Below are 24,038 nucleotides of genomic sequence, written 5' to 3'. Positions count from 1 at the left end.
ATGTGCGGCCGGCCGTAGTACCGGCAATCCGGCTCGTCGGGGGTCGGCGAACAGCTCGCCGTGGAGGGCCTGGTCCGGAACGGTCCGGAGCTCGGAACGGTGGGCCCGGGGAAACCAAGAATCCGGTACCGAGTGTTAACGCTCACAATCTTCGGGTCGACGGCTCCTTGGCGGGTCGCCGTAACGGGTCCGCGGACAGCGGGGGAAGGCTTGAGTCGGTGGAGGTCGTATGGCCTGCTCCGAGGGGCAGGGCGCTCTCGACAACTGCGTGCTGCTCCCGACGTCAGGGTGTTCCCGCGCTCCGCAGCCGACCCACTCCTGCGCATCAAGAACGAGTAACGGCCGCACGAACCCTTGAGTTACAAGTCTGTTAGCGCTCACAATGTGTCGCGTTCGTCAGCTCACCGGTCGCCGGGGGGCCGACACCTCACTCTGTCTCCGCCCGGTTCAACCACCGCTGCGCACACATGCCTTCGCCGGGCCCATCTCCTTCAGAGCTCCGCCTGGTACGACGCACGTCCCGAGAGGAACCACGACATGGCCCACAGAGCCCTCCGCATCATCGTCGCCGCCGCCCTGGCCGGTGGTGTGCTGACCGCCTGCACCACCGAGCCCGTGACCACCGGCACCACAGGCGGCACCGGAAAGGGCTCCTCCGACGGAAAGCTGGTACTCGGGTTCGCCCAGGTAGGAGCCGAGAGCGGCTGGCGCACCGCCAACACCAAGTCCGTACGCGAGGCGGCCGAGAAGGCCGGCATCACGCTGAAGTTCTCCGACGCGCAGCAGAAGCAGGAGAACCAGATCAAGGCGATCCGCACCTTCATCCAACAGAAGGTGGACGTCATCGCCTTCTCGCCGGTGGTGGAGTCCGGCTGGGACACCGTCCTGAAGGAGGCCAAGAACGCCGGCATCCCGGTGATCCTCACCGACCGCGCGGTCGACTCGCAGGACACCTCCCTCTACCGGACCTTCCTCGGCTCCGACTTCGTCAAGGAGGGACAGGAGGCCGGCAAGTGGCTCGTGAAGGAGTACGAGGGCACCTCCGCGCCGGTCAACCTCGTCGAACTCCAGGGCACCACCGGCTCCGCCCCCGCCAACGACCGCAAGGCCGGCTTCGCCGAGGTCATCAAGGGCGACCCCAAGTTCAAGGTCGTCGCCTCCCAGACCGGGGACTTCACCCGCGCCAAGGGCAAGGAGGTCATGCAGGCCTTCCTCAAGTCCCACGAGGACATCGACGTCCTGTACGCCCACAACGACGACATGGCCCTGGGCGCCATCCAGGCCATCGAGGAGGCGGGCAAGAAGCCGGGCGTCGACATCAAGGTGATCTCCGTCGACGGCATCAAGGACGCCTTCGTCGCCATGCAGGAGAAGAAGATCAACGTGGTGGTCGAGTGCAACCCGCTCCTCGGCGACCAGCTCATGGAACTCGCCAAGAAGGTCGCGGCGGGGGAGAGCGTCCCGCGACGGGTCGAGGTCAAGGAGGGCGTCTTCACCCAGGACCAGGCCGCGGCCGCCCTGCCCGGCCGCCAGTACTGACCTACCGCCCGCACCAGACCCGGAGGCGGCCCTCGCGCCGCCTCCGATCCCTCAGGAGAGGAGGGCGGATGGCAGCCCCACCCACCCCCCGCACACCCCCGCGCACCGACCGGACGGTGCTGGAGGCCCACGGCATCCGCAAGGCATTCCCCGGCGTCGTCGCCCTCGACGGTGTGGACCTGCGCCTCTTCCCGGGCGAGGTCCATGCGCTGATGGGCGAGAACGGCGCCGGCAAGTCGACCCTCATCAAGGTGCTCACCGGGGTCCACCCGCCCGACGCGGGAACGGTCTCCGTCGACGGCAGCCCCCAGCGGTTCGCCGAACCCCTGGAAGCACAGCACGCCGGAATCAGCACGGTCTACCAGGAGGTGAACCTGTGCCCCAACCTCTCGGTCGCCGAGAACATCCTCATCGGCCGTGAACCCCGACGCCTGGGACTGGTCCACTGGTCGGCCCTCCACAGGCGCGCGGCACAGCTCATCACCGAGCTGGAACTCGACCTCGACGTCCGCCGGCCGCTGAGCGTGCACTCCCTCGCCGTCCAGCAACTCGTGGCGATCGTACGCGCCGTGGACATTCAGGCGAAGGTGCTCGTCCTCGACGAGCCCACCTCCAGCCTCGACCGGGACGAAGTCGCCCAACTGTTCACCCTGGTGCGCCGCCTCAGGGACCGGGGGGTCGCGATCCTCTTCGTCACCCACTTCCTCGACCAGGTCTTCGACCTGTGCGACCGGGTGACCGTCCTGCGCAACGGCCGCCTCGAGGGCGAGTACCGGATCGACGAGCTGACCCCCGTCACCCTCGTACACCGCATGGTCGGCAGCGAACTTCGCACCCTCGACGAACTGGCCGAGACGTCCCACACCGGCACCGCGGCCACCTCCGAGTCCGCGGACGCCCCCTTCCTGAGCGCCCGCGGGCTCGCCCGGACCGGCTCCATCCAGCCGTACGACCTGGACATCCACCGCGGCGAGGTCATCGGCCTGGCCGGGCTCCTCGGCTCCGGACGCACCGAGGCGGCCCGGCTGCTCTTCGGCGCCGACCACACCGACGGAGGAGAGCTCCGGATCGACGGCGAACGCGCCGTCCTGCGCTCGCCACGCGCCGCGATCGCCCACAAGATCGCCTTCTGCTCGGAGAACCGCAAGGCGGAGGGCCTGATCGGCGAACTCACGGTCCGCGAGAACATCGTGCTCGCCCTCCAAGCCGCACGCGGCTGGACCAGACCCCTCTCCCGTACCCGGCAGGACGAGATCGCCGCCCGGTGGACCGAGGCCCTCGACATCCGCCCGGCCGACCCCGAGGCCCAGGTCCGCAACCTCAGCGGAGGCAACCAGCAGAAGGTGCTGCTCGCGCGGTGGCTGCTCACCGACCCCGAGCTGCTGATCCTGGACGAACCCACCCGGGGCATCGACATCGGCGCCAAGACGGAGATCCAGAGACTCGTCACCCGCCTTGCCGCAGAGGGCACCGCGGTCCTGTACATCTCCGCCGAACTCGAGGAAGTGCTGCGGCTGAGCCACAGGATCGGCGTGCTGCGCGACCACCGGCTCGTCGCCACCCTCCCCAACGACACGACTCTGACGCCCGACCGGATCCTGGGCACCATCGCGACCGGAGCCATCTCATGACACCACCCGACGACACGGGCGCCGGGGGGCGTCCCGCCCGGGCGCCCGGCGCCCGGCGGCTCACCGAACACCGCCTCTTCTGGCCCGCCGCCGTCCTGGCCGCCCTGCTGCTGGGCAACGTCGCGTTCACCCATGACTTCTTCGCCGTCCGCGTCCAGAACGGACACCTGTACGGCAGCCTGATCGACATCCTCCAGTTCGGCGCCCCCCTGATCCTGGTGTCGCTCGGCATGACGCTCGTCATCGCCACCCGGGGCATCGACCTCTCGGTCGGCTCGACGGTCGCCATCGCCGGCGCCCTCGCATGCGAACACATCGCCACCGCGAAGGACCCCGCAAGCCTGCCCACCGTGACGTCCGCGATCGCGCTGGCGGTCGGCGTGGCCGGCGCGATCGGACTGCTGAACGGCTTCCTCGTCGCCCGGCTCGGCGTCCAGCCCATCGTCGCCACCCTGGTCCTCATGGTCGCGGGGCGGGGCGTGGCCCAGCTGATCACCGACGGCCAGATCATCAGCGTGTCCAGCAGCGCCTACAAGATGATCGGCGGCGGCTACTGGCTCACCCTCCCCTTCGCCGTCCTGCTGGCCGCGGCCCTCGTCGCCGTCACCTCCCTCGTCACCCGGCGGACCGCGCTCGGCATGCTCATCGAATCGGTGGGCGGCAACCCGGTCGCGAGCCGACTCGTCGGCATCCGGGCCGGCGGGCTCCTGGTCATGGTCTACGTCGTCAGCGCCGTGTGCGCCGCGGTGGCCGGCCTGATGATCAGCTCCAACGTGTCCAGCGCCGACGGCAACAACGCGGGCCTGTGGATCGAGCTGGACGCGATCCTCGCCGTGGTCATCGGCGGCACCGCTCTCACGGGCGGCCGTTTCTCCCTCGGCGGGACGGTCCTGGGCGCGCTGATCATCCAGACCCTCTCGACCACGATCTACACCCTCGGCGTACCGCCGGAGACCACCCTCGTCTTCAAGGCCCTGGTCGTCATCGTCGTGTGTCTCGTCCAGTCGCCCGCGTTCCGCGCGCGACTCTCACGCCGCCGCCGACCGGCCGCCCCGGACCTGGCCCCCGCGGCCGGCGACGTGGGAGCCCGCCAGCAGGAGGTCCACCCGTGAGCACCACCCTCAGCTCCCTCACCAGGCCGCTCCACCGGTTCTCGGTACGGCATGCCACCCGCCTGCCGCTCATGGTGACGGGCACGCTGCTGATCGCGATGTTCTCGATCGGCTCCCTGCAGTACGAAGGCTTCTTCTCCGCGCAGGTCCTGCTCAACGTCCTGATCGACAACGGCTTCCTGCTCGTCGTGGCGATCGGCATGACGTTCGTCATCCTCACCGGCGGAATCGACCTGTCCGTCGGCTCCACGGTGGCCTTGTCGACCATGCTGACGGCCTGGCTCGTCGAACAGAACGGCGTGCCGCTCGCCCTGGCGGTGCCGGTGGTCCTGCTGGCGGGAGCAGGAGGCGGCGCCCTCATGGGCTGGGTGATCCACGCCTTCGAGATCCAGCCCTTCATCGTCACCCTCGCGGGCATGTTCCTCGCCCGCGGCCTCTGCTACATGATCAGCACCGAGTCCATCTCCCTCACCGACCCGACGACCACGCGGATCGCCCAGACCCGGGTGCTCCTGCCCGGGGGCCTCTTCGTCTCACCCGCCGTGGTCATCGCCCTGGTCGTGCTGGCGCTCGCCTTCGTCGTCCTGCACCACACCCGCTTCGGCCGCACCGTCTACGCCCTGGGCGGCAACGAGTCCTCGGCCCGTCTCATGGGTCTGCCCGTGGGACGCACCAAGGTCGCGGTGTACGCCGTGAGCGGTCTGTGCTCCGCCCTCGGCGGTCTGCTGCTGACCTTCTACATGCTGTCCGGCTACGCCCTGCACGCCGTCGGCATGGAACTCGACGCCATCGCGGCCGCCGTCATCGGAGGGACGCTGCTGACCGGGGGCTCCGGTTTCGTCCTGGGCACCGCCCTGGGCGTGATGGTCCTCGGTCTGATCCAGACCGTCATCAACTTCCAGGGCACGCTCAGCTCGTGGTGGACGCGCATCGTCATCGGCGGCCTGTTGTTCGTCTTCATCCTCCTCCAACGGCTCTTCGGCGGATCCCGCCCGGCGGGATGACCTCCCGGCCGAGCCCACCTGAGTACGACCGCGCCCGGAGAGGGGGCAGGGACTCCCTGCCCCCTCTCCTGGCGGTACCCCACTCCGGACAAGGAACTCCCATGAACCCGTCCTCCCGCCCTCCTTTCACCGGAGGCCCACCGGTCTGCCACCCCGGCACGGACTCCGGGCAACGATGGATCTTCGGCTTTCCCGACGGACTCACGGCGGAGGTGCACACCCGCGGCGCCCGGCTTCACGGGCTGTGGGTGCCGGACCGGCACGGCACCCCGGCCGACGTCGTCCTCGCTCCCCGCGATCCGGCTCAGACGGCCACCGCCGCCCGGTACTTCGGTGCCACCGTCGGCCGCTACGCCAACCGCATCGCACACGGCCGGTTCTCCCTGGACGGGAAGCCGTACCAGCTGACCACGCAGGAGGACGGCCACTCCCTGCACGGCGGAACCGACGGCTTCGACACCCGTCTCTGGGAAGCCGAGAGCGTGCACACCCCGGAGTGGACCGGCGTGCTCCTGCACCTCCGCAGCCCGGACGGCGACCAGGGGTTCCCGGGAAACCTGGACGTCACCGTCAGCTGTCTCATCGGGCGCGACAGCGAACTCTCCTTCTCCTGTGCCGCGGTCACCGACGCGACCACCCTGGTCAACCTGACCAACCACGCCTACTTCAACCTGGAGGGAGAAGGCGCCGGCGACATCCTCGACCATGAACTGGCCGTCGAGGCCACCCACTACACGCCGGTCGACGAGGATCTGATCCCTCACGGGGACCACCGCCCCGTCTCCGGCACCGCGTTCGACCTCCGCCGGCCGCTCAGGATCGCCGAGGCCCTGGCCCGCCCCGGCGTTGACGGCGGGTACGACCACAACTTCGTCCTGCGCCCGCACGGCGGCGAGACGCCGCGCCGGGCCGCCTTCCTCCACGCACCGGTCACCGGCCGCTGCATGGAGGTGCTGACCACGGAGCCCGGCCTGCAGGTCTATACCGCGGGGCAATTCGACGGAACAGTCCTCGGCAAGAGCGGTACGCCCTACCGGGCGGGCGCCGGCATCGCGCTGGAGACTCAGCACTTCCCCGACTCCCCGAACCGCCCCGGTGACCCGTCCCCGGTGCTGCGCCCCGGCGAGGAGTACCGGTCGAGGACGGTCCTGCGGTTCAGTACCCGCGACTGACCGCGTACGAACACGCCGACATGGCTGTGCCCGCCGGTGGAGGAACCGGCGGGCACAGCCATGTCCGGAGCGGCGTCAGGCGCCTGCCCTGCGCTTGTTCCACACGTCGAAGCCGACTGCCGCGAGCAGCACGAGGCCCTTGATGACCTGCTGCCAGTCGGTGCCCACCCCGACCAGGTTCATGCCGTTGTTGAGCACGCCGAGGACCAGGCCGCCGATGATGGCTCCCAGGACGGTCCCGACTCCACCGCTCATCGACGCCCCGCCGATGAACGCGGCGGCGATGGCCTCCAGTTCGAAGTTCACGCCCGCCTTCGGCGAGGCCGCGTTGAAGCGCGCCGCGAAGACGAGCCCGGCGAGCGCCGCGAGCATTCCCATGTTGAGGAACACCGCGAAGGTCACCTTCCTGTCCTTGACCCCGGACAGCTTCGCGGCGGGCAGGTTTCCGCCGATCGCGTACACGTGGCGGCCGATGACCGCGTTGCGCATCACGTAGCCGAAGCCGACCAGCAGCGCGGCCAGGATCAGGAGGACCACCGGGGCGCCCTTGTAGCTGGCGAGCAGCAGGGTCGTGACCAGGACCGCGGCGACCAGCGCCGTCACCTTCAGCGCGAACAGGCCCGTGGGGAGCGTCTCCAGGGCGAACTCCCGCTGGCGGCGGCGGTCCCGTATCTCCTGGAACACCACGTAGGCGATCAGCGCCAGGCCGAGCAGCAGGGTCACGTTGTGGTAGTTGGTCTGCGGCCCCACCTCCGGCAGGAAGCCGTTGGCGATCTTCTGCAGTCCGTCCGGGAACGGACCGAGCGTCTGCCCCTTCAGGAAGATCTCCGTGAGCCCGCGGAACAGCAGCATGCCGGCGAGGGTCACGATGAACGACGGTATGCCGACGTACGCGATGAAGAATCCCTGCAGCGCGCCGGCGACGGCGCCGAGCAGCAGGGTGAGGAGCACCGCGACGGGCCAGGCGACGTGGTGCTGGACCATGAGCACCGCCCCGATGCCACCGACCAGGGCCATCAGGGAGCCCACCGACAGGTCGATGTGTCCGGAGATGATGACGATCATCATGCCGATGGCCAGGATGAGGATGTAGCTGTTCTGCAGCACCAGGTTGGAGACGTTGCGCGGCAGCAGCAGGTCGCCGCCCGTCCAGATCTGGAACAGCAGCACGATCAGGCCGAGCGCGAAGAGCATCCCGTACTGGCGCATGTTGCGCCGGACACCGTCCAGGAGCACCTGGGTCAGCGGTGTTCCACGCGTCGTCGGGGCGCCGCCCGGGGGCGCCGGGGCGCTCTTGTCCATGCTGATGTCGGTGCTCATGCCTGGTGTCCTTCGTCGGGGGCGGTGCTCGTGGTTCGGGCCGTCGGTGTGGGGGTGTCCTGGGTCATGTGCCGCATCAGGACCTCCTGAGTGGCGTCCTCGCGGTGGACCTCGCCGGTCAGCCGTCCCGCGGCCATGGTGTAGATGCGGTCGCACATGCCGAGCAGTTCGGGCAGCTCGGAGGAGATGAAGAGAATCGCCTTGCCCTCGGCGGCGAGCCGGTCGATCACGGTGTAGATCTCGAACTTGGCTCCCACGTCGACTCCGCGCGTCGGCTCGTCGAGGACGAGGACGTCAGGACCGGCGAGGATCCACTTGCTGAGCACGACCTTCTGCTGGTTGCCGCCGGAAAGGCGGCCGACCGGTTCGAGCACGTTCGGTGTCTTGATGTTCATGGTTCGCCGGTACCGTTCGGCCACCCTGCGCTCCTCGTGCCCGTCGACGACCCCGCGGCGGGCGAGGGCGCCGAGCGACGCGAGCGAGATGTTCCGGCTCACCGAGTCCCCGAGGTCGAGCCCGTAGTGCTTGCGGTCCTCGGTGACGTACGCGATGCCGTGGGCGACCGCCTCGGGAACCGTGCGGGTCCTCACCTCGCGGCCGTCCTTGAGTACCGTGCCCCGCTCGTACCGGCCGTAGGAACGGCCGAAGACGCTCATGGCGAGTTCGGTGCGGCCGGCCCCCATGAGCCCCGCGACGCCGACGATCTCCCCGCGGCGGACCCGGAGCGACACGCCGTCGACGACCTTGCGGCCGCGGTCGAGCGGATGCCGTACGGTCCAGTCCCGGATCTCCAGTACGGGTTCGGCGTCTGTCGGGCCCTCGTACGGCGTGCGGTCGGGGAACCGGCTGTCGAGGTCCCGTCCCACCATGCCGCGGATGATGCGCTCCTCGGTGGTGGCCGGGTCCCTGACGTCGAGGGTCTCGATGGAGCGCCCGTCGCGCAGGATGGTGACGGAGTCGGCGATCCGGGCGATCTCGTTGAGCTTGTGCGAGATGATGATCGACGTGATGCCCTGATCCTTCAGCTCCCGCATCAGCAGCAGCAGCTTCGCGCTGTCCTCGTCGTTGAGTGCCGCGGTGGGCTCGTCGAGGATCAGTAGACGCACGTTCTTGGCCAGCGCCTTCGCGATCTCCACGAGCTGCTGCTTGCCGACCCCGATGTCGGCGACCCGGGTCTCGGGGTGTTCGTCGAGCCCGACCCGCCTGAGCAGTTCGGAAGCACGGCGCAGCGCCTCGTGCCAGTCGATGACCCCCCGTCGGGACGGCTCGTTGCCGAGGAAGATGTTCTCGGCGATCGACAGGTAGGGAACGAGCGCGAGCTCCTGATGGATGATGACGATTCCGCGCTGCTCACTGGCTCTGATGTCCTTGAAGCGGCACGGCTCGCCGTCGAAGAGGATCTCGCCCTCGTAGCTGCCGTGCGCGTGGACTCCGGACAGGACCTTCATGAGGGTCGACTTTCCGGCACCGTTCTCTCCGCACAGGGCGTGCACCTCGCCGCGCTCCACGGACAAGGTCACCTCGGAGAGCGCCCTGACCCCGGGGAAGGTCTTGACGATGGACCGCATCTGGAGGATGGGCGGCGTCATCGCAGTGCCCCGGCGTCGATGTAGCCGGAGTCGACCAGGACCTTCCGGTAGTTCGACTTGTCGACGCTGACCGGGTCGAGCAGGAAGGCCGGGACCACCTTCTTGCCGTTGTCGTAGGTGGTGTCGTCGTTGATCTCGGGCTTCTTGCCGGCGAGGACGGCGGTCACCATGTCGGCGGCGACCTGCGCGAGTGCGCGGGTGTCCTTGTAGACGGTCTGCGTCTGCTGGCCCGCGATGATCGACTTCACGGAGGCGACCTCCGCGTCCTGGCCGGTGACGACCGGCAGCGGCTTGGCGGCGCTTCCGTAGTCGTCGGACTTCAGGGCGGAGAGGATGCCGATGGAGATGCCGTCGTAGGGGGACAGCACGGCGTCGACCCGGGTCGTGGCGTACGAGGAGGTCAGCAGGTCGTCCATGCGCTTCTGCGCCGTCCCGCCGTCCCAGCGCAGCGTGGTGACCTGGTTGAGCCGGGTCTGGCCGGAGCGCACGACCAGCTGCTTCTTGTCGAGGTAGGGCTTCAGCACCTTCATGGCGCCGTTGAAGAAGTACTTGGTGTTGTTGTCGTCGTTGGACCCGGCGAACAGCTCGATGTTGAAGGGGCCCTTCTTCGAGCCGGCCTTCAGTCCCAGCTTCTCGACGATGTACGTGGCCTGGAGCTCGCCGACCTTCTCGTTGTCGAAGGAGGCGTAGTAGTCGACGTGCGGGGAGCCCAGGATGAGCCGGTCGTAGGAGATCACCGGGATGTGGGCGTCCGCTGCCTGCTGCAGGACGTTGGACAGCGCCTCGCCGTTGATCGCGGCCACGACCAGGGCGTCGACGCCCTGGGTGATCATGTTCTCGATCTGGGCGACCTGCTGGTCGGGGTCGTCCTCGCCGTACTGCAGGGTCGTGGAGAAACCGGCCTTCTCCAGGCTCGCGGTCATGTTGCGGCCGTCGGCGATCCACCGCTCGGAGGACTTGGTGGGCATGGCGATGCCGATGGTGAGGTCCTTCTTGTCCTTCGACTCCTGGCTGCCGCCCTCACTGTTCTGGCCGCAGGCGGTCAGGAGCAGGGCACAGCCGGTGGTCACGGCCAGGAGGGCGGATACGGATCGGAACTTCTTCATGGGCGTTACCCATCCCGTCGTCGAGGGCGGCTCCGACCGGGGACGGGTTCGACGGCAGCGCGTGTCCTCGCACCACCGGGACGGCACCGTTCCGGCTGGGTGACCGGGGCGTCGGCGCCCCGGTCGAGCTAGATTGTTAGCGCTCACAACGGCGTGATACAAGAGGCGCTATGGTTTTTCTCGTATCGATACACAGCCGTAAGCAGGGAGAAGGGAAGCGAACGTGGCGCATCCCGCGGAAGGCGTCCGCCCGCCGACGATGGCCGACGTCGCACGGGAGGCGGGGGTCTCCCATCAGACCGTCTCCCGGGTGCTGAGCGGTCACCCCAACGTGCGCGCGGTCACCCGGGAGCAGGTCACCCTGGCCATCGAACGGCTCGGCTACCGCCGCAACTCCGCCGCACGCGCCCTGGTGACACGCCGTACGAGGACGCTGGGTGTCATTGCCGTCAACACCGCCCTGTACGGCCCTGCCAGCACTCTGACCGGCCTGGAGGAAGCGGCCCGGGAGGAGGGCTACCTCGTCTCGACCGTCAGTCTGCGCACCGGAGAGGGGCAGGGGCTGAAGGACGCCATCGACCACCTCGCGGCCTGGGGCGTGGAGGGTGTCGTCGCCATCACCCCGCAGCGCTCGCACGTGCAGGCGCTCGCCGAACTGGACGCGCCCTTCCCCGTGGTCACCGTGGAAGGCGGTCATCAGCTCGACCTGCCCGGAGTCTCCCTCGACCAGGAACTCGGGGCCCGCATGGTCACCGAGCACCTGCTCGCCGCCGGGCACAGCAACGTCTGGCACGTGGCGGGGCCCGACGACTGGCTGGAGAGCGAGGCCCGCACCGCGGGATGGCGCGCCGTCCTGGAGGAGAGCGGCATCCGGCCTCCGCGCGTACTGACGGGGGACTGGAGTCCGTTGTCCGGGTACCGAGCCGGGCAGGAACTCGCGGGACTCGCCCTGGCCCGCCGCGGGGCGACACCGGTCACAGCCGTCTTCGTCGCCAACGACCAGATGGCGCTCGGCGTCCTGCGGGCGCTGCGCGAGGGCGGGATCCGCACCCCCGCGCAGGTGGCCGTCGCCGGCTTCGACGACATCCCCGAGGCCGAGTTCTTCCCTCCGCCGCTGACGACGGTCCGCCAGGACTTCGCCGCGATCGGGCGCCGGAGCATCGGGCTCCTGGTGGACCACATCGAGGGTCGCGCCCGGAAGGCCGAGCACCTCTTGGTGGAGCCGCAGCTCATCATGCGCGCGAGCACGCGCCCTCTGAGCGAAGCCTGACACGGAGGGCGGCTCTCGCCGCAGCCTCCTGGCCGCGGTGGCGGGCCTCCTGCCGGCCGTCCGGCGTCCGGCGGTGCGCGTCGGTCCGTCCGGCGTCCGGCGGTGCGCGTCGGTCCGTCCGGCGTCCGGCGGTGCGCGTGTCGGTCCGCCCGCGCAAGCGCGCCCGCCGACCGTTTCGTCCCATCGGCCACCGAGCCCCTCTCCGTGAGCGCCCCACCTCCTGCCGGACCGGTCGCGGCTCCGGAGCTTCCCGGCGTGCAAGTGAGCGCTCACTTCGTCGGCTTCATCTCTTGCCGAATGTCCGACAGAACCGCACACCGCTCTTGTCCAACCGGATTGTGAGCGTTAACAATCAGGGTGCTCCTCTGCCCCTGCTCATGACGAGAGAGACCGCATCGTGACCACACACGCCGCAGCCCGTCACCATCCCGAGGCCTGCACCGTCGGAGTCGACTTCGGCACCCTCTCCGGGCGCGCCGTCGTGGTCAGGGTCCGGGACGGCGCAGAACTCGGTTCGGCGGTCCACGAGTACCGCCACGCCGTCATCGAGGACCGCCTCCCCTCCACCGGAGCCCCCCTGCCCCCCGACTGGGCCCTGCAGCACCCCGAGGACTGGCGTGACGTCCTGCGCACCGCCGTTCCGGCGGCGCTCGCCGACGCCGGGGTCGACCCTGCCCGTGTCATCGGCATCGCCACCGACTTCACCGCCTGCACGGTCCTGCCGACCACTCCGGACGGCACCCCGCTCGCCCTGACGACCGAGTGGGCCGCCCGCCCGCACGCCTGGCCCAAACTGTGGAAGCACCACGCGGCCCAGGAACAGGCCGACCGCATCAACGCCCTCGCCCACGCCCGCGGCGAGAAGTGGATCGCACGGTACGGCGGCAAGATCTCCGCCGAGTGGCAGTACGCGAAGGCCCTGCAGGTCCTGGAGGAGGACCCCGCCGTCTACGCCGCCTGCAGCCGCTGGATCGAGGCCGCCGACTGGATCGTCTGGCAGCTCACCGGCAGCGAGTCCCGCAACACCTGCACCGCCGGCTACAAGGGCATCCACCAGGACGGCGCCTACCCCTCGCCGGGCTTCCTCGCCGGGCTCCACCCGGACTTCGCCGACTTCCCCGCCACGCGCCTGGAGCACCCGCTCTCCCCCCTGGGCTCCCGGGCCGGTGGGCTGAGCTCCCTGGCCGCCCACTGGACCGGCCTCCCCGAGGGCATCGCCGTCGCCGTCGGCAACGTCGACGCCCACGTGGCCGCACCCGCGGCGGGCGCGGTCGAGAACGGCCGGATGCTCGCCATCATGGGCACCTCCACCTGCCACGTCCTCAACGGCGCCGCCCTCGCCGAAGTCCCCGGCATCTGCGGGGTCGTCGACGGCGGCATCGTCGAGGGCGCCTACGGCTACGAGGCCGGCCAGAGCGCGGTCGGTGACATCTTCGCCTGGTGGCTCCGGCAGGGCGTACCGGACCACTACCGTGCCGAGGCCGAGGCCTCGGGCGAGGACCTCCACCAGCTCCTGACCCGCAAGGCCGCCGACCAGCCGGTCGGCGCGCACGGCCTGGTCGCCCTGGACTGGATGAACGGCAACCGTTCCCCCCTGGTCGACCACCACCTCTCCGGAGTCATCGCCGGCCTCACCCTCGACACCCGGACCGAAGACGTCTACCGGGCCCTGCTCGAAGCCACCGCCTACGGCACCCGGCTGATCGTCGAGGCCTTCGAGGACGGCGGGATCCCCGTCGAGGAGTTCATCGTCACCGGCGGACTGAAGAAGAACGCCCTGCTCATGCAGATCTACGCCGACGTGCTCCGCCGCCCCGTCTCCCTCGGCACCTCCGAACAGGGGCCGGCGCTCGGCTCGGCCATCCACGCCGCCGTCGCCGCGGGCGCCCACCCCGACGTCCGATCCGCCGCCTCCGTCATGGGAAGCGTCCAGCGCCACGCGTACCTGCCCGACCCCGCACGGGCGGACGCCTACGACGCGCTGTTCGGCGAGTACCGCGCCCTGCACGAGCACTTCGGCACCGGCGCGGACCTCCTCCTGCACCGCCTGCGACGGATCCGCAACACCGCACGCGTCGCCACCACCGGCTGACCAGGACGCCTCCCCGCCGCCAGCCTCTCCATCGGCCCGACCTCCCCGCCCTCAGCCTCTCCATCGGCCCGACCTCTCCGCCCGAGCACCTCCGAGGAGCACACCCGACATGAAGCTCGCCCAGCCCGACCGCGAGATCTGGTTTCTCACCGGCAGCCAGGCCCTCTACGGCGAGGACACCCTGGCCCAGGTCGCCGACCAGTCCCGCGCCATCTGCGACACCCTCGCCGGTCAGCCCCAGATGACCGTCCGCCTGGTGTGGAAGCCGGTCCTCACCGACGCGGCCGCCATCCGCGCGGTCTGCCTGGAGGCCAACGCCGACGACCGCTGCATCGGCCTGATCGCCTGGATGCACACCTTCTCCCCGGCCAAGATGTGGATTGCCGGCCTCGACGCCCTCAGCAAGCCCCTGCTGCACCTGCACACCCAGGCCAACCGCCGACTGCCCTGGTCCACCATCGACATGGACTTCATGAACCTGAACCAGGCCGCCCACGGCGACCGCGAGTTCGGCTTCGTCCAGACCCGCCTCGGTGTCCCGCGCAAGACCGTGGCCGGCCACGTCTCCACCCCCGACGTCGTCGACCGCATCGCCGGATGGGCCCGCGCCGCCGTCGGCCGCTCCGAACTCACCACCCTCAGACTCGCCCGGTTCGGCGACAACATGCGCGACGTCGCCGTCACCGAGGGCGACAAGGTCGAGGCACAGCTGCGGTTCGGGGTCTCGGTCAACACGTACGGCGTCAACGACCTCGTCGCCGCGGTCGACGCCACCCCCGACGACACCGTCACCGCCCTCGTCAAGGAGTACCAGGACCTCTACGCCCTCGCGCCCGAGCTGCGGCCCGGCGGCGAGCGTCACGACTCACTGCGCTACGCCGCCCGGATCGAAGCCGGTCTGCGCACCTTCCTCACGGAAGGGGGGTTCCGCGCCTTCACCACCAACTTCGAGGACCTCGGGGGCCTGCGTCAGCTGCCCGGGCTCGCCGTGCAGCGCCTGATGGCGGACGGCTACGGCTTCGGCGGCGAAGGAGACTGGAAGACCTCCACCCTGCTGCGCACACTGAAGGCGATGGCCCACGGCCTGCCCGGCGGCACCTCCTTCATGGAGGACTACACCTACGACCTCACGCCCGGCCAGGAACTCATCCTCGGCGCCCACATGCTGGAGGTCTGCCCCTCGCTCACGTCGGCGACGCCCACCTGCGAGATCCACCCGCTCGGCATCGGCGGACGCGAGGACCCGGTCCGCCTCGTCTTCGACGCGGACCCCGGCCCGGCCGTCGTCGTCGGCCTCGCCGACATGGGTGACCGGTTCCGTCTCGTCGCCAACCACATCGATGTCGTCGCCCCGCCCGAGCCACTGCCCCGGCTCCCCGTCGCCCGAGCCGTCTGGCAGCCCCGTCCCGACCTGCGCACCTCCACCGAGGCATGGCTGACGGCCGGAGCACCGCACCACACCGTCCTGACCACCGCTCTCGGCGGCGAGGAGCTCGAAGACCTCGCCGAGATGCTGCGGACCGAACTCGCCGTCATCGACGAGGACACCACCGTCCGGCGCTTCACGCGCGAGCTGCGCTGGAACCAGGCCTACCACCGTCTGGCCCAGAGCCTGTGAACACCCCTGCCGCCACCGCCTCCACCCCCACCAGGACGGAGTCCTCCGTGAGCACGACCGTTTCCAAGGAGCTGCGCCGAGAGGTACTGGAGGCCAACCTCCGCATTCCCCGAGCCGGCCTCGCGACCCTCACCTGGGGCAACGTGAGCGGGGTGGACCGACATGCCGGCGTCTTCGTCATCAAGCCCTCGGGGGTGGCCTACGACGTACTGACCGAAGACGACCTGGTCGTCGTCTCCCTGTCCGACGGAAGCGTCGTGGAAGGCCACCTGCGACCGTCCACCGACACGGAGACGCACCGGAGCCTCTACCTGGCCTTCCCCTCCATCGGAGGCGTGACCCACACGCACTCCACCCACGCCGTCGCCTTCGCCCAGGCCCGGCGGCCGATACCGGTGCTCGGTACGACCCACGCGGACACCTTCAACGGCCCCGTCCCCGTCACCACGGCCCTCACCCCCCAGCAGTGCGCCACGGACTACGAGTACAACACCGGTCAGGTCATCGTGGACCTGCTGGGCCGTGACGACAGCCGGGCCAGGGAGGTCCCCGGCGCCCTGGTCGCCCACCACGGCCCCTTCACGTGGGGCGCCGACGCCACCGCGTCCCTGGAGCACGCCATCATCTGCGAGGCGGTGGCCGAGATGGCCCTCCACACCATCGCCCTGGGCCCGGTCGAACCCCCGCAGCACGTCCTGGACCGCCACTTCACGCGCAAGCACGGCCCCAACGCCTACTACGGCAACTCTTCCCCTGCCTGACCGCACCGAGGAGGGGAGCCGGGATCATCCTGGCTCCCCTCCATGGTGCGGGTGTCACTGTGGCAGGTCAGGCGCGGGTCCAGCGCTGGTTGGTGCCGTTCCAGCACTGGTACAGCTGGATCAGCGTGCCGTTGGCGGTGTCGCCGGCGGCGGCGTCGAGGCAGAGGCCGGACTGGACTCCGACGATGGTCCCGTCGGAGTCGAGGCGCCACTTCTGGTTGTCGCCGCCCCAGCAGCTGTAGATCTGCACCTTGGCGCCGTTGCCGGTGCCGGCGGCGTCCAGGCACTTGTCGCCGTAGACCCTGAGCTCACCGGCGGCGGTGAGGGTCCACTGCTGGTTGGTGCGGTTGTTGCAGTCCCACAGCTGGAGCTGGGTGCCGTCGGTCGTGCCGGCGCCGGGCACGTCCAGGCAACGGCCCGAAGCGACTCCCTTGATCGGTCCGGAGCCGGGGGAGGGGGTCGGAGTGGGGGTGGGGGAGACGGCGTTGAGAGCGTTGAGGACGGAGGTGTAGGCGGGCTTCTTGCTGCCGTCGCCGTTGAACAGCAGCGGCGTCTGGTCGGCTCGCCAGGAGTCGGTGTCGCGCACACCCCAGACGGTGATGCCGAGGCAGCGCGGGACGGCCAGGCAGTCGTTGGTCACGTTGGCGTAGGTGGTGCCCGAGGCGCCCTGGATGTCGAGTTCCGTGACGGCCACGTCGACGCCGAGGGCGGCGAAGCTCTGCAGGGTGGTGCGGAAGTTGCTGTTGTAGGCGCTGTCGCTGTTGAAGTGCGACTGGAAGCCGACGCAGTCGATCGGCACGCCGCGCTGCTTGAAGTCCCGGACCATGGCGTACACGGCCTGGGTCTTGGCCCAGGTCCAGTTCTCCACGTTGTAGTCGTTGTAGCAGAGCTTGGCGGCCGGGTCGGCGGCGCGTGCGGTGCGGAAGGCGACCTCGATCCAGTCGTTGCCGCTGCGCTGCAGGTTGGAGTCGCGCCGTGCTCCCGAACTGCCGTCGGCGAAGGCCTCGTTCACGACGTCCCACTGGGCGATCTTGCCCTTGTAGTGGGCCATCACGCCGTTGATGTGGTTGGTCATCGCCTGGCGCAGCGCGCTGCCGCTGAGGTTCTGCATCCAGCCGGGCTGCTGGGAGTGCCAGGCCAGGGTGTGTCCGCGCACCTGCTTGCCGTTCTGCACGGCCCAGTTGTAGACGCGGTCGCCGGCGGTGAAGTCGAACCGGCCCTGCTGGGGTTCGGTGGCGTCGATCTTCATCTCGTTCTCGGGCGTCACCGAGTTGAACTCGCGGGCCGCGATCGTCGTGTACGCCGAGTCGTTGAGCCTGCCCGAGGCGATGGCGGTGCCGAAGTACCGGCCGCTCTGCGCCGCCGCGCTGCCGAGCGTGCTCTCGGCGGCGTGTGAGGTCAGCGGCGCCATCAGCACGGTGGCGGAGCCGAGGGCGCCGACGATCAGCGCCGCACACAGGCCGCTGATTTTCCGGCGGACGGTGGACGGGGAAAAGGTGGGGGAACGCATGGCTGAACCTCCAGGACGGAAATCTCGGATGGATGTGAGCGCGGCAGAAAGAATCCGCGACGGTGATGTCCGGAGCCGTCGAAAAATGACGCGGACCATCAAGGCGTAATGATTCGAGACCGGCGCAACCGCACGCAGATAAAGGGGGCGCCGCCGCCTCGGGAATCAGTCTGGAAACCCGACAGGGGCATGTCAAGAGTTTCGAAGGGCTTTCGGGGATGCGGCCTGGTGATGATGCCGGGTATGGCCTTCGAAACGGTCCGTCAGGGAATTTCGGGAACGCATGACGAAGCGGCCGCTATCGAAACTCTTTCGATAAGGGCCGCTTCCTTCATGAGCGAGTGTTCGCCTCGGGTCACATGTGCGGGTCGTCGGTGTCCCTCACCCCGGAGGGCTGGTGCGGATACGTGATGTCGAACCACGCGAAGTGGGCTCGGTTGGTGGACGGGCGGCCGTTGGAGGTGGCGTAGAGGCCGAGCTGGACGCTGGTGAACAGCGGGGTGAGGAAGGTGGCTTCGACGGTGGTCAGGTCCTGCCGGGTGCCGTCGGGTGCCGCGTAGACGAAGGTGTGGCGGAAGCCGCGGATGCGGACCCCCAGGCGAACGGGGCCCGGGGGTACGACGACGCGGGCCAGGACGTCAGGTCCGCGGCGGAGGCTGAGTCCTTCCGTGGTGCGAAGGAGGAGGACATGGGTGTCGTCGTCGATCACGACGGCGAGGCCGGCCTCTTCGTCCGGTGCGGCGGGGGCGAAGTGCAGTTCGGTGGAGACGTCGCAGTCGGGCTGTTCCTGGGGGCGGACCAGGAGGGACGGGGTGGTGCGTTCGCCGAGGCGTTCGGGGCGGAGCTCGAGGCGGAGCCCGTCGCCGGTGGTCCAGAACGGCGCGCGCGGGGTGCGCAGGGTGCTCCAGTCGGCGGAGAGGGCGGCCAGGTCGTCGTGGAGACGGCGGCGAGGGCTCGTGTGGCCGACAGGGGAGAAGACCGGCCAGCCGTCGCTCCAGGTGACCCGGCTGAGGAAGGTCTCGCGGCCGATGGCGGAGCCCGGGCGGATGCCCAGGAGGACGGCCCGCCAGTCTCCGTACGGGGTCTGGACGAGGTCGGCGTGCCCGGTGCAGGTGACCGGGCCCGTGGCGGGAGGGAGCACCGGGTTGCCGGGGGCGCCCTCGTACGGGCCGGTCACGCGGTCGGCGCGGGCGGCCACCACGCTGTGGTCCACATCGGTGCCGCCCTCCGCGGTGAGCAGGAGATAGGTACCGTCGATCTTGTAGAGGTGCGGGGCCTCCGACCAACGGGCGCCCGGCCGGCTTCCTGACCACAGGACGTACTCGGGTCCCGTGAGCCGTCGCTCGAGGGGAAGGTACTCACGCATCCAGATCTCGGTGTGGCCGGCGGCCTCGTCCACCACACGGGCGGCGGTGAACCAGGCACGGCCGTCGCCGTCGTCCGGCCCGTCGTCGAAGAACAGCGACGGGTCGAAGCCCTCGCCCTCCAGCCAGTGCGGCTCCGACCACGGTCCCGCCGGGTCGGTCGCCGTGGCGACGAAATGGCCGGGGCCGTCCATCAGCGTGCAGACGAGATGGAAGACCCCGTCATGGTGCCGGATCGTCGGTGCGAACAGGCCGCGTGAGGGCTCGCACGCGTCGAGGTCGAGCTGAGACGGCCGGTCGAGCGCGGAGCCGAGGCGCCGCCAGTTCACGAGATCGCGGCTGTGGAACACGGGAAGGCCCGGGAACCATTCGAAGCTGGACGTCACCAGGTAGTAGTCCGCCCCCACCCGGCAGACGGACGGGTCGGGCCGGAACCCGGGCAGCACGGGATCACCGAACGGCGTGCTCATGAGGCCGGGACGATCTCGACCGGCACGGACGGCACCCGGTCGGATCCGGTCGTCCGTCTCGGCAGATCTGCGACGCGTACGGACGAGGGCAGGAGGGGGTCACGCCAGGGCTCGTTCAAGGTGATCTCCTAGGGACGAGGCGGGGCGGTGGAGAGCCGGACCTTGAGCTCGGTCGAGAGCTCCATCCGGGGGCTGACCAGGGGCTGGTCCTCCAGAAGCTGGAACAGTGTGCGCGCGGCGACCCGGCCCATCTCCTCCAGCGGCTGGCGCACCGTCGTCAGCGGCGGTGACAGCCAATCGCACATCGGCAGGTCGTCGAAGCCGACCACGCTGAGGTCCTGAGGGATGCTCAGCCCGCCCTGCCGGGCGGCTTCGTAGACGCCCATCGCCTGCTGGTCGCTGCCGGCGAAGACGGCCGTCGGCGGTTCGGGGAGGGCGAGCAGCTCCTGGGCGCACCGGAACCCGCTCTCGTGCTGGAAGTCGCCGAACCGGATCAGGTCGCGGTCGACCTCGATCCCGGCCCGCTCCAGGGCGGCCCGGTACCCGTCGATGCGGGCCTGGCTGCAGAGCATCTCCTTGCGTCCGCCGATCGTGGCGATCCGGCGGTGCCCCAGCTCCAGCAGGTGCTCGGTGGCCGCGAGGCCACCGGCCCAGTTGGTCGCTCCGACGCTCGGCACGCCGTTGCCCGGCAGGTCGATCGGGTCGATGACGACCAGTGCCACCCCGGCCCGTTCGACCTGGGCGCGCTGGGCCTGGGTGACCGAGGCGGTGACGAGGATGACGCCGTCGCTGTGGTGCAGGACCGGCAGTGCGGCCCAACTGGACGGTGTGGCCTCGCCCGGCGGGACGAGCGACACGACGGTGGCGACGCTCCGCCGGGCGCACTCGGCCTCGACGCCGCGCAGTATCTCCACGGCCCACGCGCTGTCCAGTCCGCCGATGATCAGGTCGACGAGGCCCGATCTGCGGGCTCTGCCCTGCCGGCCGGGTGGCAGGTAGTTGTGAGCCTGCAGCAGGCCCTCGATCCGTTCGCGTGTCGAGGGCGCGACATCGGAGCGGCCGTTGATCACCTTGGACACGGTGGCCTGGGAGACCCCTGCCTCCGCGGCGATGACGGCCAGGGTCGGGCGTTGCTCGCTCAACTTCTCTCCTCTGCGCAGATGCCTACGGCCGGCGACAGCTATCGCAAACTTTCGATGAGTTTCTGGGTGGCCGACATGCTTGTCAAGCCCGCGAACAGCCGCTGCCCGTAGATAAATTGACGCGAGGTCTTGACCGGGAAGGCTCGTGTTCCTAGTTTGTGGCAGCGCAGAATTCGAGAGTATTTCGAAAAGTTTTCGGGCACGAAACCGGCATTCCCCACCCCGGAGGTCCCATGGTCAGCACCCTCCCGAGCCGACGAAACTTCCTGGCGCTCTCGGGCTTGACCGCCCTGTCCGTCTCCATGACCGCGGCCTGCGGATCCGGCGGCAAGCCGGCGGCCGACGGCAAGGTGTCCTTCGCGTGGTGGAACATCGCCACGACGGAACCGGGCAAGTCCCTCTTCCCGCAGATCTCCGCGGCGTTCACGGCCGCTCACCCGAACATCGCGATCAGCACGACCTCGTTGGAGAACGAGGCGTTCAAGTCCAAGCTGACCGCCACCACCTCTTCGGGCAAGCTCCCCGACGTCTTCCAGACCTGGGGCGGCGGCGTGCTGCAGCAGCAGGTCGACGCGGGGTTGGTCGAGGACCTCACCGACGTCCTGGACTGGTCGTCCGAGCTCACCCCGGTCTCGCTGCAGGCCTATCAGTTCGGGGGCCGGACCTACGGGGTGCCCTACGACATCGGCATGGTCGGCTTCTGGTACAACAAGAAGCTCTTCGCCAAGGCCGGGGTCACCGCCCCGCCGGCCACCTGGGCCGAGCTCCTCGAAGACGTCAGGAAGCTCAAGGCGGCGGGCGTCACTCCGATCGCCCTCGCGGGCAAGGAGAAATGGCCGGGCCATTACTACTGGGCCTACCTCGCGATGCGCGTCGCCGGCCTCCCCGCGCTGCAGCAGGCCGCGACCACCAAGGACTTCACCGGCGCCGGTTTCGTCCAGGCAGGTGCCCACCTCAAGGAGCTGGTCGACCTCCAGCCGTTCCAGACGGGCTTCCTCGGCGCCGGCTACGCCACCCCCGGCGGCCAGGCCGCGACCATGGGCAACGGCAAGGCCGCCATGGAGCTGATGGGGCAGTGGGCACCGTCGGTGCAGAAGGACGCGGGCGCAGACCTCGGAGCGGACCTGGGCTTCTTCCCCTTCCCGACGGTCGACGGCGGTGTCGGCCAGATCACCGAGGCGTTCGGAGGTGGCGGCGGTTTCGCCCTGCGCAAGGGCGCCCCGAAGGAGGCGCTGGACTTCCTGAAGTTCTTCGTCCTGGAGAACGAGTCCAAGCTGCTGGCCTCCAACGGCTACCTGCCCGTGGTCAGGGGCGCGGAGAAGCAGCTCACCGACGCCAACAAGAAGGTCGTGGCCGAGAGCCTGTCCAAGGCGACGGGCTTCCAGCTCTTCCTCGACCAGGCCTACCCGCCGGCGGTCGGCCAGGAGGTCAACGACAGCGTCGCCGACCTCATGGCCGGCAAGAAGACGTCCGAGCAGGTCACCACGTCGATCACCGAGGCTGCGAAGAGTGCCTAGCTCCGTGTCCACCCTGACCGGGGAGCGGACGGAGGAGGCCGTGCCGGTGAGCCCGCCGGCCCCGGCCCGGTCGCTCCTGCGCGGGTGGGGAGACTGGGCGTCGGTCGCCTGGTTCCTCGTCCCGGCCCTGGTCCTCTTCCTCGTCTTCGTCCTCGCCCCGATCGTCGTCGCCGTCTGCACCGGCTTCTTCAAATGGGGCGGGATCGGCCCCATGGACGACTTCGTCGGCTTCGCGAACTACACCAAGCTCTTCGACGACCAGGTCTTCCTCGGCGATCTGGGGCGCGGGCTGTACCTGATCGTCCTGTCGATCACGGTGCAGCTGCCGTTCGCCCTGTTCACCGCGGTCCTGCTCAACCAGAGGCTCCGCGGCCGGGCCGTGTACCGGATGCTGTTCTTCGCGCCGTACATCCTGTCCGAGGTGGTCACGGCGGTCCTCTTCACGATGATCTTCCTGCCCGGCGCCGGCATGGCCGATCACCTCGCCGGCCTCCTGGGTCTGGAGGGGCTGCGGGGCAAGTGGCTCGCCGATCCCTCGACGGTGATGCCGACCCTGTTCGTGGTCATGATCTGGAAGTACTTCGGCTTCCACATGATGCTCTTCCTCGCCGGACTGCAGAGCATCCCGTCCGAGATCATCGAGGCCGCCTCCATCGACGGCGCCGGCCCCTGGCAGCGCTTCCGGCACGTGACGCTGCCGCTGCTCGGCCCGACGATCCGGATCAGCGTCTTCCTTTCGGTCATCGGATCCATCCAGCTCTTCGATCTCGTCTGGGTCATGACCGCGGGCGGGCCCAACCACTCCTCCGAGACGATGGCGATCGCGATGTTCCAGTTCGGGTTCAAGCGGTACCAGGTCGGCTACGCCAGTGCGATCAGCGTGGTGCTGTTCATGATCAGTCTGGTCTTCTCCCTCTTCTACCAGCGTTACGTGCTCCGCCGCGATCTGAGCGGGGCCGTCACCTCGGGAGGCGACCGATGAACGCCCGCCGGACGGCACGCGGTCTTTCGCTGCACGCCGTGGTCTGGCTGATCGCCGCGTTCGTCGCCGTGCCGCTGATCTACGCGGTGATCTCCGGGTTCAAGAGCACCGGCGAGCTCACGACGAATCCGTTCGGGCTGCCGGAACAGTGGAGGGCCGGCAACTACACCGGCATTCTCGGCGACGGAATGTTCTGGCGGCAGATCGCCAACAGCGCGGGCATCGCGATCGGCACGACGGTCTGCACGGTGGCGGCCTCCGCGATGGCGGCGTTCGTGCTGGCCCGTTATGCCTTCCGGGGCAGGGAGTTGTTCTACACACTCTTCACGATCGGGCTGATGTTCCCGTTCGCGGTGGCCGTCCTGCCGCTCTTCCTCATGCTGCGCACCTTCGGCCTGCTCGACAATCCGCTCGGAGTGATCCTCCCGCAGGCGGCTTTCGGGCTCCCCATGACGATCGTGATCCTGCGCGGTTTCTTCCGGACCGTCCCGGCGGAGATCGAGGAAGCCGCCACCATGGACGGCTGCGGCAAGTTCCGCTTCTTCTGGAAGATCCTGCTGCCGATGGCGCGTCCGGCACTCGGTACGGTCTCGGTACTGGCGATCGTCGCGAGCTGGAACAACTTCTTCCTGCCGCTGCTGGTGTTCAACGACCCGAAATGGCAGACGATCCCGGTCGGCGTCCAGCAGTTCCAGGGCCAGTACTCGACCGACTACGCACTCGTCCTCGCCTACATCGTGCTCGCCATGGTCCCCGCCCTCGCCTTCTACGCGGTCGCCGAGCGCCAGCTGATCGGCGGCCTCACCGCGGGCGCCACCAAGGGCTGACCCGTCCCGCGT

General features: G+C 69.5%; 18 protein-coding genes. 12 read left to right on the top strand and 6 right to left on the bottom strand.

Going from position 1 to position 24,038, the window contains the following annotated elements:
• The first annotated feature begins 537 nt into the window (after positions 1 to 537).
• The 5 genes from ACFYX3_RS30725 to ACFYX3_RS30705 all read left to right on the top strand — a co-directional run bounded on the left by ACFYX3_RS30725 (position 538) and on the right by ACFYX3_RS30705 (position 6,458).
• Entirely contained in the window at positions 538 to 1,539 is a 1,002-nt protein-coding gene (locus ACFYX3_RS30725; RefSeq protein ID WP_389020181.1) for an ABC transporter substrate-binding protein, read from the top strand.
• Positions 1,540 to 1,607: 68 nt separating this feature from the next.
• Complete coding sequence (locus tag ACFYX3_RS30720; RefSeq protein ID WP_389020178.1) at positions 1,608 to 3,170, top strand: sugar ABC transporter ATP-binding protein; 1,563 nt, start codon at positions 1,608 to 1,610, stop codon at positions 3,168 to 3,170.
• A complete protein-coding gene (locus ACFYX3_RS30715) occupies positions 3,167 to 4,282 on the top strand; it encodes an ABC transporter permease (protein WP_389020173.1) in 1,116 nt (371 codons plus the stop codon). The genes ACFYX3_RS30720 and ACFYX3_RS30715 overlap by 4 nt, the downstream gene beginning before the upstream one ends.
• Positions 4,279 to 5,286, top strand: a complete 1,008-nt coding sequence (yjfF, locus tag ACFYX3_RS30710) for a galactofuranose ABC transporter, permease protein YjfF (protein WP_389020169.1) — start codon at positions 4,279 to 4,281, stop codon at positions 5,284 to 5,286. Before ACFYX3_RS30715 ends, yjfF begins: the two co-directional genes overlap by 4 nt.
• Positions 5,287 to 5,387: 101 nt before the next feature.
• Positions 5,388 to 6,458 carry an aldose epimerase family protein gene (locus tag ACFYX3_RS30705; RefSeq protein WP_389020166.1) on the top strand — a complete coding sequence of 357 codons (1,071 nt, stop codon included), beginning with the start codon at positions 5,388 to 5,390 and terminating at the stop codon, positions 6,456 to 6,458.
• A gap of 75 nt (positions 6,459 to 6,533) precedes the next feature.
• On the opposite strand, the gene mmsB is transcribed toward ACFYX3_RS30705, so the two are convergent.
• From mmsB to chvE, 3 genes are read right to left on the bottom strand one after another with little or no spacing between them, the layout of a single operon-like run.
• Positions 6,534 to 7,778 (bottom strand): multiple monosaccharide ABC transporter permease, encoded by a 1,245-nt coding sequence (gene mmsB / locus ACFYX3_RS30700; protein ID WP_389020162.1) that lies wholly within the window; start codon positions 7,776 to 7,778, stop codon positions 6,534 to 6,536.
• Entirely contained in the window at positions 7,775 to 9,367 is a 1,593-nt protein-coding gene (gene mmsA, locus ACFYX3_RS30695) for a multiple monosaccharide ABC transporter ATP-binding protein (protein ID WP_389020157.1), read from the bottom strand. Before mmsA ends, mmsB begins: the two co-directional genes overlap by 4 nt.
• On the bottom strand, positions 9,364 to 10,473 hold the full coding sequence (gene chvE / locus ACFYX3_RS30690; RefSeq protein ID WP_376592175.1) for a multiple monosaccharide ABC transporter substrate-binding protein: 1,110 nt from the start codon (positions 10,471 to 10,473) through the stop codon (positions 9,364 to 9,366). Before chvE ends, mmsA begins: the two co-directional genes overlap by 4 nt.
• Positions 10,474 to 10,696: 223 nt before the next feature.
• Between chvE and ACFYX3_RS30685 the strand changes: the two genes are divergently transcribed.
• From ACFYX3_RS30685 to araD, 4 genes are all read left to right on the top strand, one after another.
• Positions 10,697 to 11,743 carry a LacI family DNA-binding transcriptional regulator gene (locus ACFYX3_RS30685; RefSeq protein ID WP_382661055.1) on the top strand — a complete coding sequence of 349 codons (1,047 nt, stop codon included), beginning with the start codon at positions 10,697 to 10,699 and terminating at the stop codon, positions 11,741 to 11,743.
• A gap of 397 nt (positions 11,744 to 12,140) precedes the next feature.
• Positions 12,141 to 13,835 carry a ribulokinase gene (gene araB, locus ACFYX3_RS30680; protein ID WP_389020151.1) on the top strand — a complete coding sequence of 565 codons (1,695 nt, stop codon included), beginning with the start codon at positions 12,141 to 12,143 and terminating at the stop codon, positions 13,833 to 13,835.
• A gap of 109 nt (positions 13,836 to 13,944) precedes the next feature.
• Entirely contained in the window at positions 13,945 to 15,453 is a 1,509-nt protein-coding gene (araA, locus tag ACFYX3_RS30675; RefSeq protein WP_389020148.1) for an L-arabinose isomerase, read from the top strand.
• Positions 15,454 to 15,500: 47 nt separating this feature from the next.
• Positions 15,501 to 16,214: an L-ribulose-5-phosphate 4-epimerase AraD gene (gene araD / locus ACFYX3_RS30670; protein ID WP_389020145.1), complete on the top strand. Its 714-nt coding sequence runs from the start codon at positions 15,501 to 15,503 to the stop codon at positions 16,212 to 16,214.
• A gap of 67 nt (positions 16,215 to 16,281) precedes the next feature.
• On the opposite strand, the gene ACFYX3_RS30665 is transcribed toward araD, so the two are convergent.
• The 3 genes from ACFYX3_RS30665 to ACFYX3_RS30655 form a co-directional block, all read right to left on the bottom strand.
• Positions 16,282 to 17,724: an endo-1,4-beta-xylanase gene (locus tag ACFYX3_RS30665; RefSeq protein WP_389020142.1), complete on the bottom strand. Its 1,443-nt coding sequence runs from the start codon at positions 17,722 to 17,724 to the stop codon at positions 16,282 to 16,284.
• A gap of 355 nt (positions 17,725 to 18,079) precedes the next feature.
• A complete protein-coding gene (locus ACFYX3_RS30660; RefSeq protein ID WP_389020139.1) occupies positions 18,080 to 19,558 on the bottom strand; it encodes a glycoside hydrolase family 43 protein in 1,479 nt (492 codons plus the stop codon).
• 128 nt (positions 19,559 to 19,686) lie between these two features.
• Complete coding sequence (locus ACFYX3_RS30655) at positions 19,687 to 20,700, bottom strand: LacI family DNA-binding transcriptional regulator (protein WP_389020135.1); 1,014 nt, start codon at positions 20,698 to 20,700, stop codon at positions 19,687 to 19,689.
• Between the two features lie 233 nt (positions 20,701 to 20,933).
• Between ACFYX3_RS30655 and ACFYX3_RS30650 the strand changes: the two genes are divergently transcribed.
• The 3 genes from ACFYX3_RS30650 to ACFYX3_RS30640 are packed head-to-tail and all read left to right on the top strand — an operon-like array spanning position 20,934 to position 24,026.
• Positions 20,934 to 22,217 carry an extracellular solute-binding protein gene (locus tag ACFYX3_RS30650; RefSeq protein ID WP_389020131.1) on the top strand — a complete coding sequence of 428 codons (1,284 nt, stop codon included), beginning with the start codon at positions 20,934 to 20,936 and terminating at the stop codon, positions 22,215 to 22,217.
• A gap of 4 nt (positions 22,218 to 22,221) precedes the next feature.
• Positions 22,222 to 23,199, top strand: coding sequence for a carbohydrate ABC transporter permease (locus ACFYX3_RS30645; protein ID WP_389020127.1), 978 nt, complete (start codon positions 22,222 to 22,224; stop codon positions 23,197 to 23,199).
• Entirely contained in the window at positions 23,196 to 24,026 is an 831-nt protein-coding gene (locus tag ACFYX3_RS30640; RefSeq protein WP_389020123.1) for a carbohydrate ABC transporter permease, read from the top strand. The genes ACFYX3_RS30645 and ACFYX3_RS30640 overlap by 4 nt, the downstream gene beginning before the upstream one ends.
• The last annotated feature ends 12 nt before the right edge of the window (positions 24,027 to 24,038 follow it).

This window comes from Streptomyces sp. NPDC002463, assembly GCF_042889835.1.
Taxonomy (GTDB): domain Bacteria; phylum Actinomycetota; class Actinomycetes; order Streptomycetales; family Streptomycetaceae; genus Streptomyces; species Streptomyces nymphaeiformis.
The sequence above is the reverse complement of the archived record's forward strand: the minus strand, read 5'-3'. Positions and strand labels throughout refer to the sequence as shown.

What these genes read in the sequence shown, in the direction of transcription:
- ACFYX3_RS30720 (WP_389020178.1), top strand. Translation starts at nt 1,608, where the DNA reads ATGGCAGCCCCACCCACCCCCCGCACACCCCCGCGCACCGACCGGACG.
- ACFYX3_RS30705 (WP_389020166.1), top strand. Translation starts at nt 5,388, where the DNA reads ATGAACCCGTCCTCCCGCCCTCCTTTCACCGGAGGCCCACCGGTCTGC.
- ACFYX3_RS30640 (WP_389020123.1), top strand. Translation starts at nt 23,196, where the DNA reads ATGAACGCCCGCCGGACGGCACGCGGTCTTTCGCTGCACGCCGTGGTC.
- ACFYX3_RS30665 (WP_389020142.1), bottom strand. Translation starts at nt 17,724, where the DNA reads ATGCGTTCCCCCACCTTTTCCCCGTCCACCGTCCGCCGGAAAATCAGC.
- ACFYX3_RS30715 (WP_389020173.1), top strand. Translation starts at nt 3,167, where the DNA reads ATGACACCACCCGACGACACGGGCGCCGGGGGGCGTCCCGCCCGGGCG.
- mmsA (WP_389020157.1), bottom strand. Translation starts at nt 9,367, where the DNA reads ATGACGCCGCCCATCCTCCAGATGCGGTCCATCGTCAAGACCTTCCCC.
- ACFYX3_RS30660 (WP_389020139.1), bottom strand. Translation starts at nt 19,558, where the DNA reads ATGAGCACGCCGTTCGGTGATCCCGTGCTGCCCGGGTTCCGGCCCGAC.
- araA (WP_389020148.1), top strand. Translation starts at nt 13,945, where the DNA reads ATGAAGCTCGCCCAGCCCGACCGCGAGATCTGGTTTCTCACCGGCAGC.
- mmsB (WP_389020162.1), bottom strand. Translation starts at nt 7,778, where the DNA reads ATGAGCACCGACATCAGCATGGACAAGAGCGCCCCGGCGCCCCCGGGC.
- ACFYX3_RS30725 (WP_389020181.1), top strand. Translation starts at nt 538, where the DNA reads ATGGCCCACAGAGCCCTCCGCATCATCGTCGCCGCCGCCCTGGCCGGT.
- chvE (WP_376592175.1), bottom strand. Translation starts at nt 10,473, where the DNA reads ATGAAGAAGTTCCGATCCGTATCCGCCCTCCTGGCCGTGACCACCGGC.
- ACFYX3_RS30650 (WP_389020131.1), top strand. Translation starts at nt 20,934, where the DNA reads ATGGTCAGCACCCTCCCGAGCCGACGAAACTTCCTGGCGCTCTCGGGC.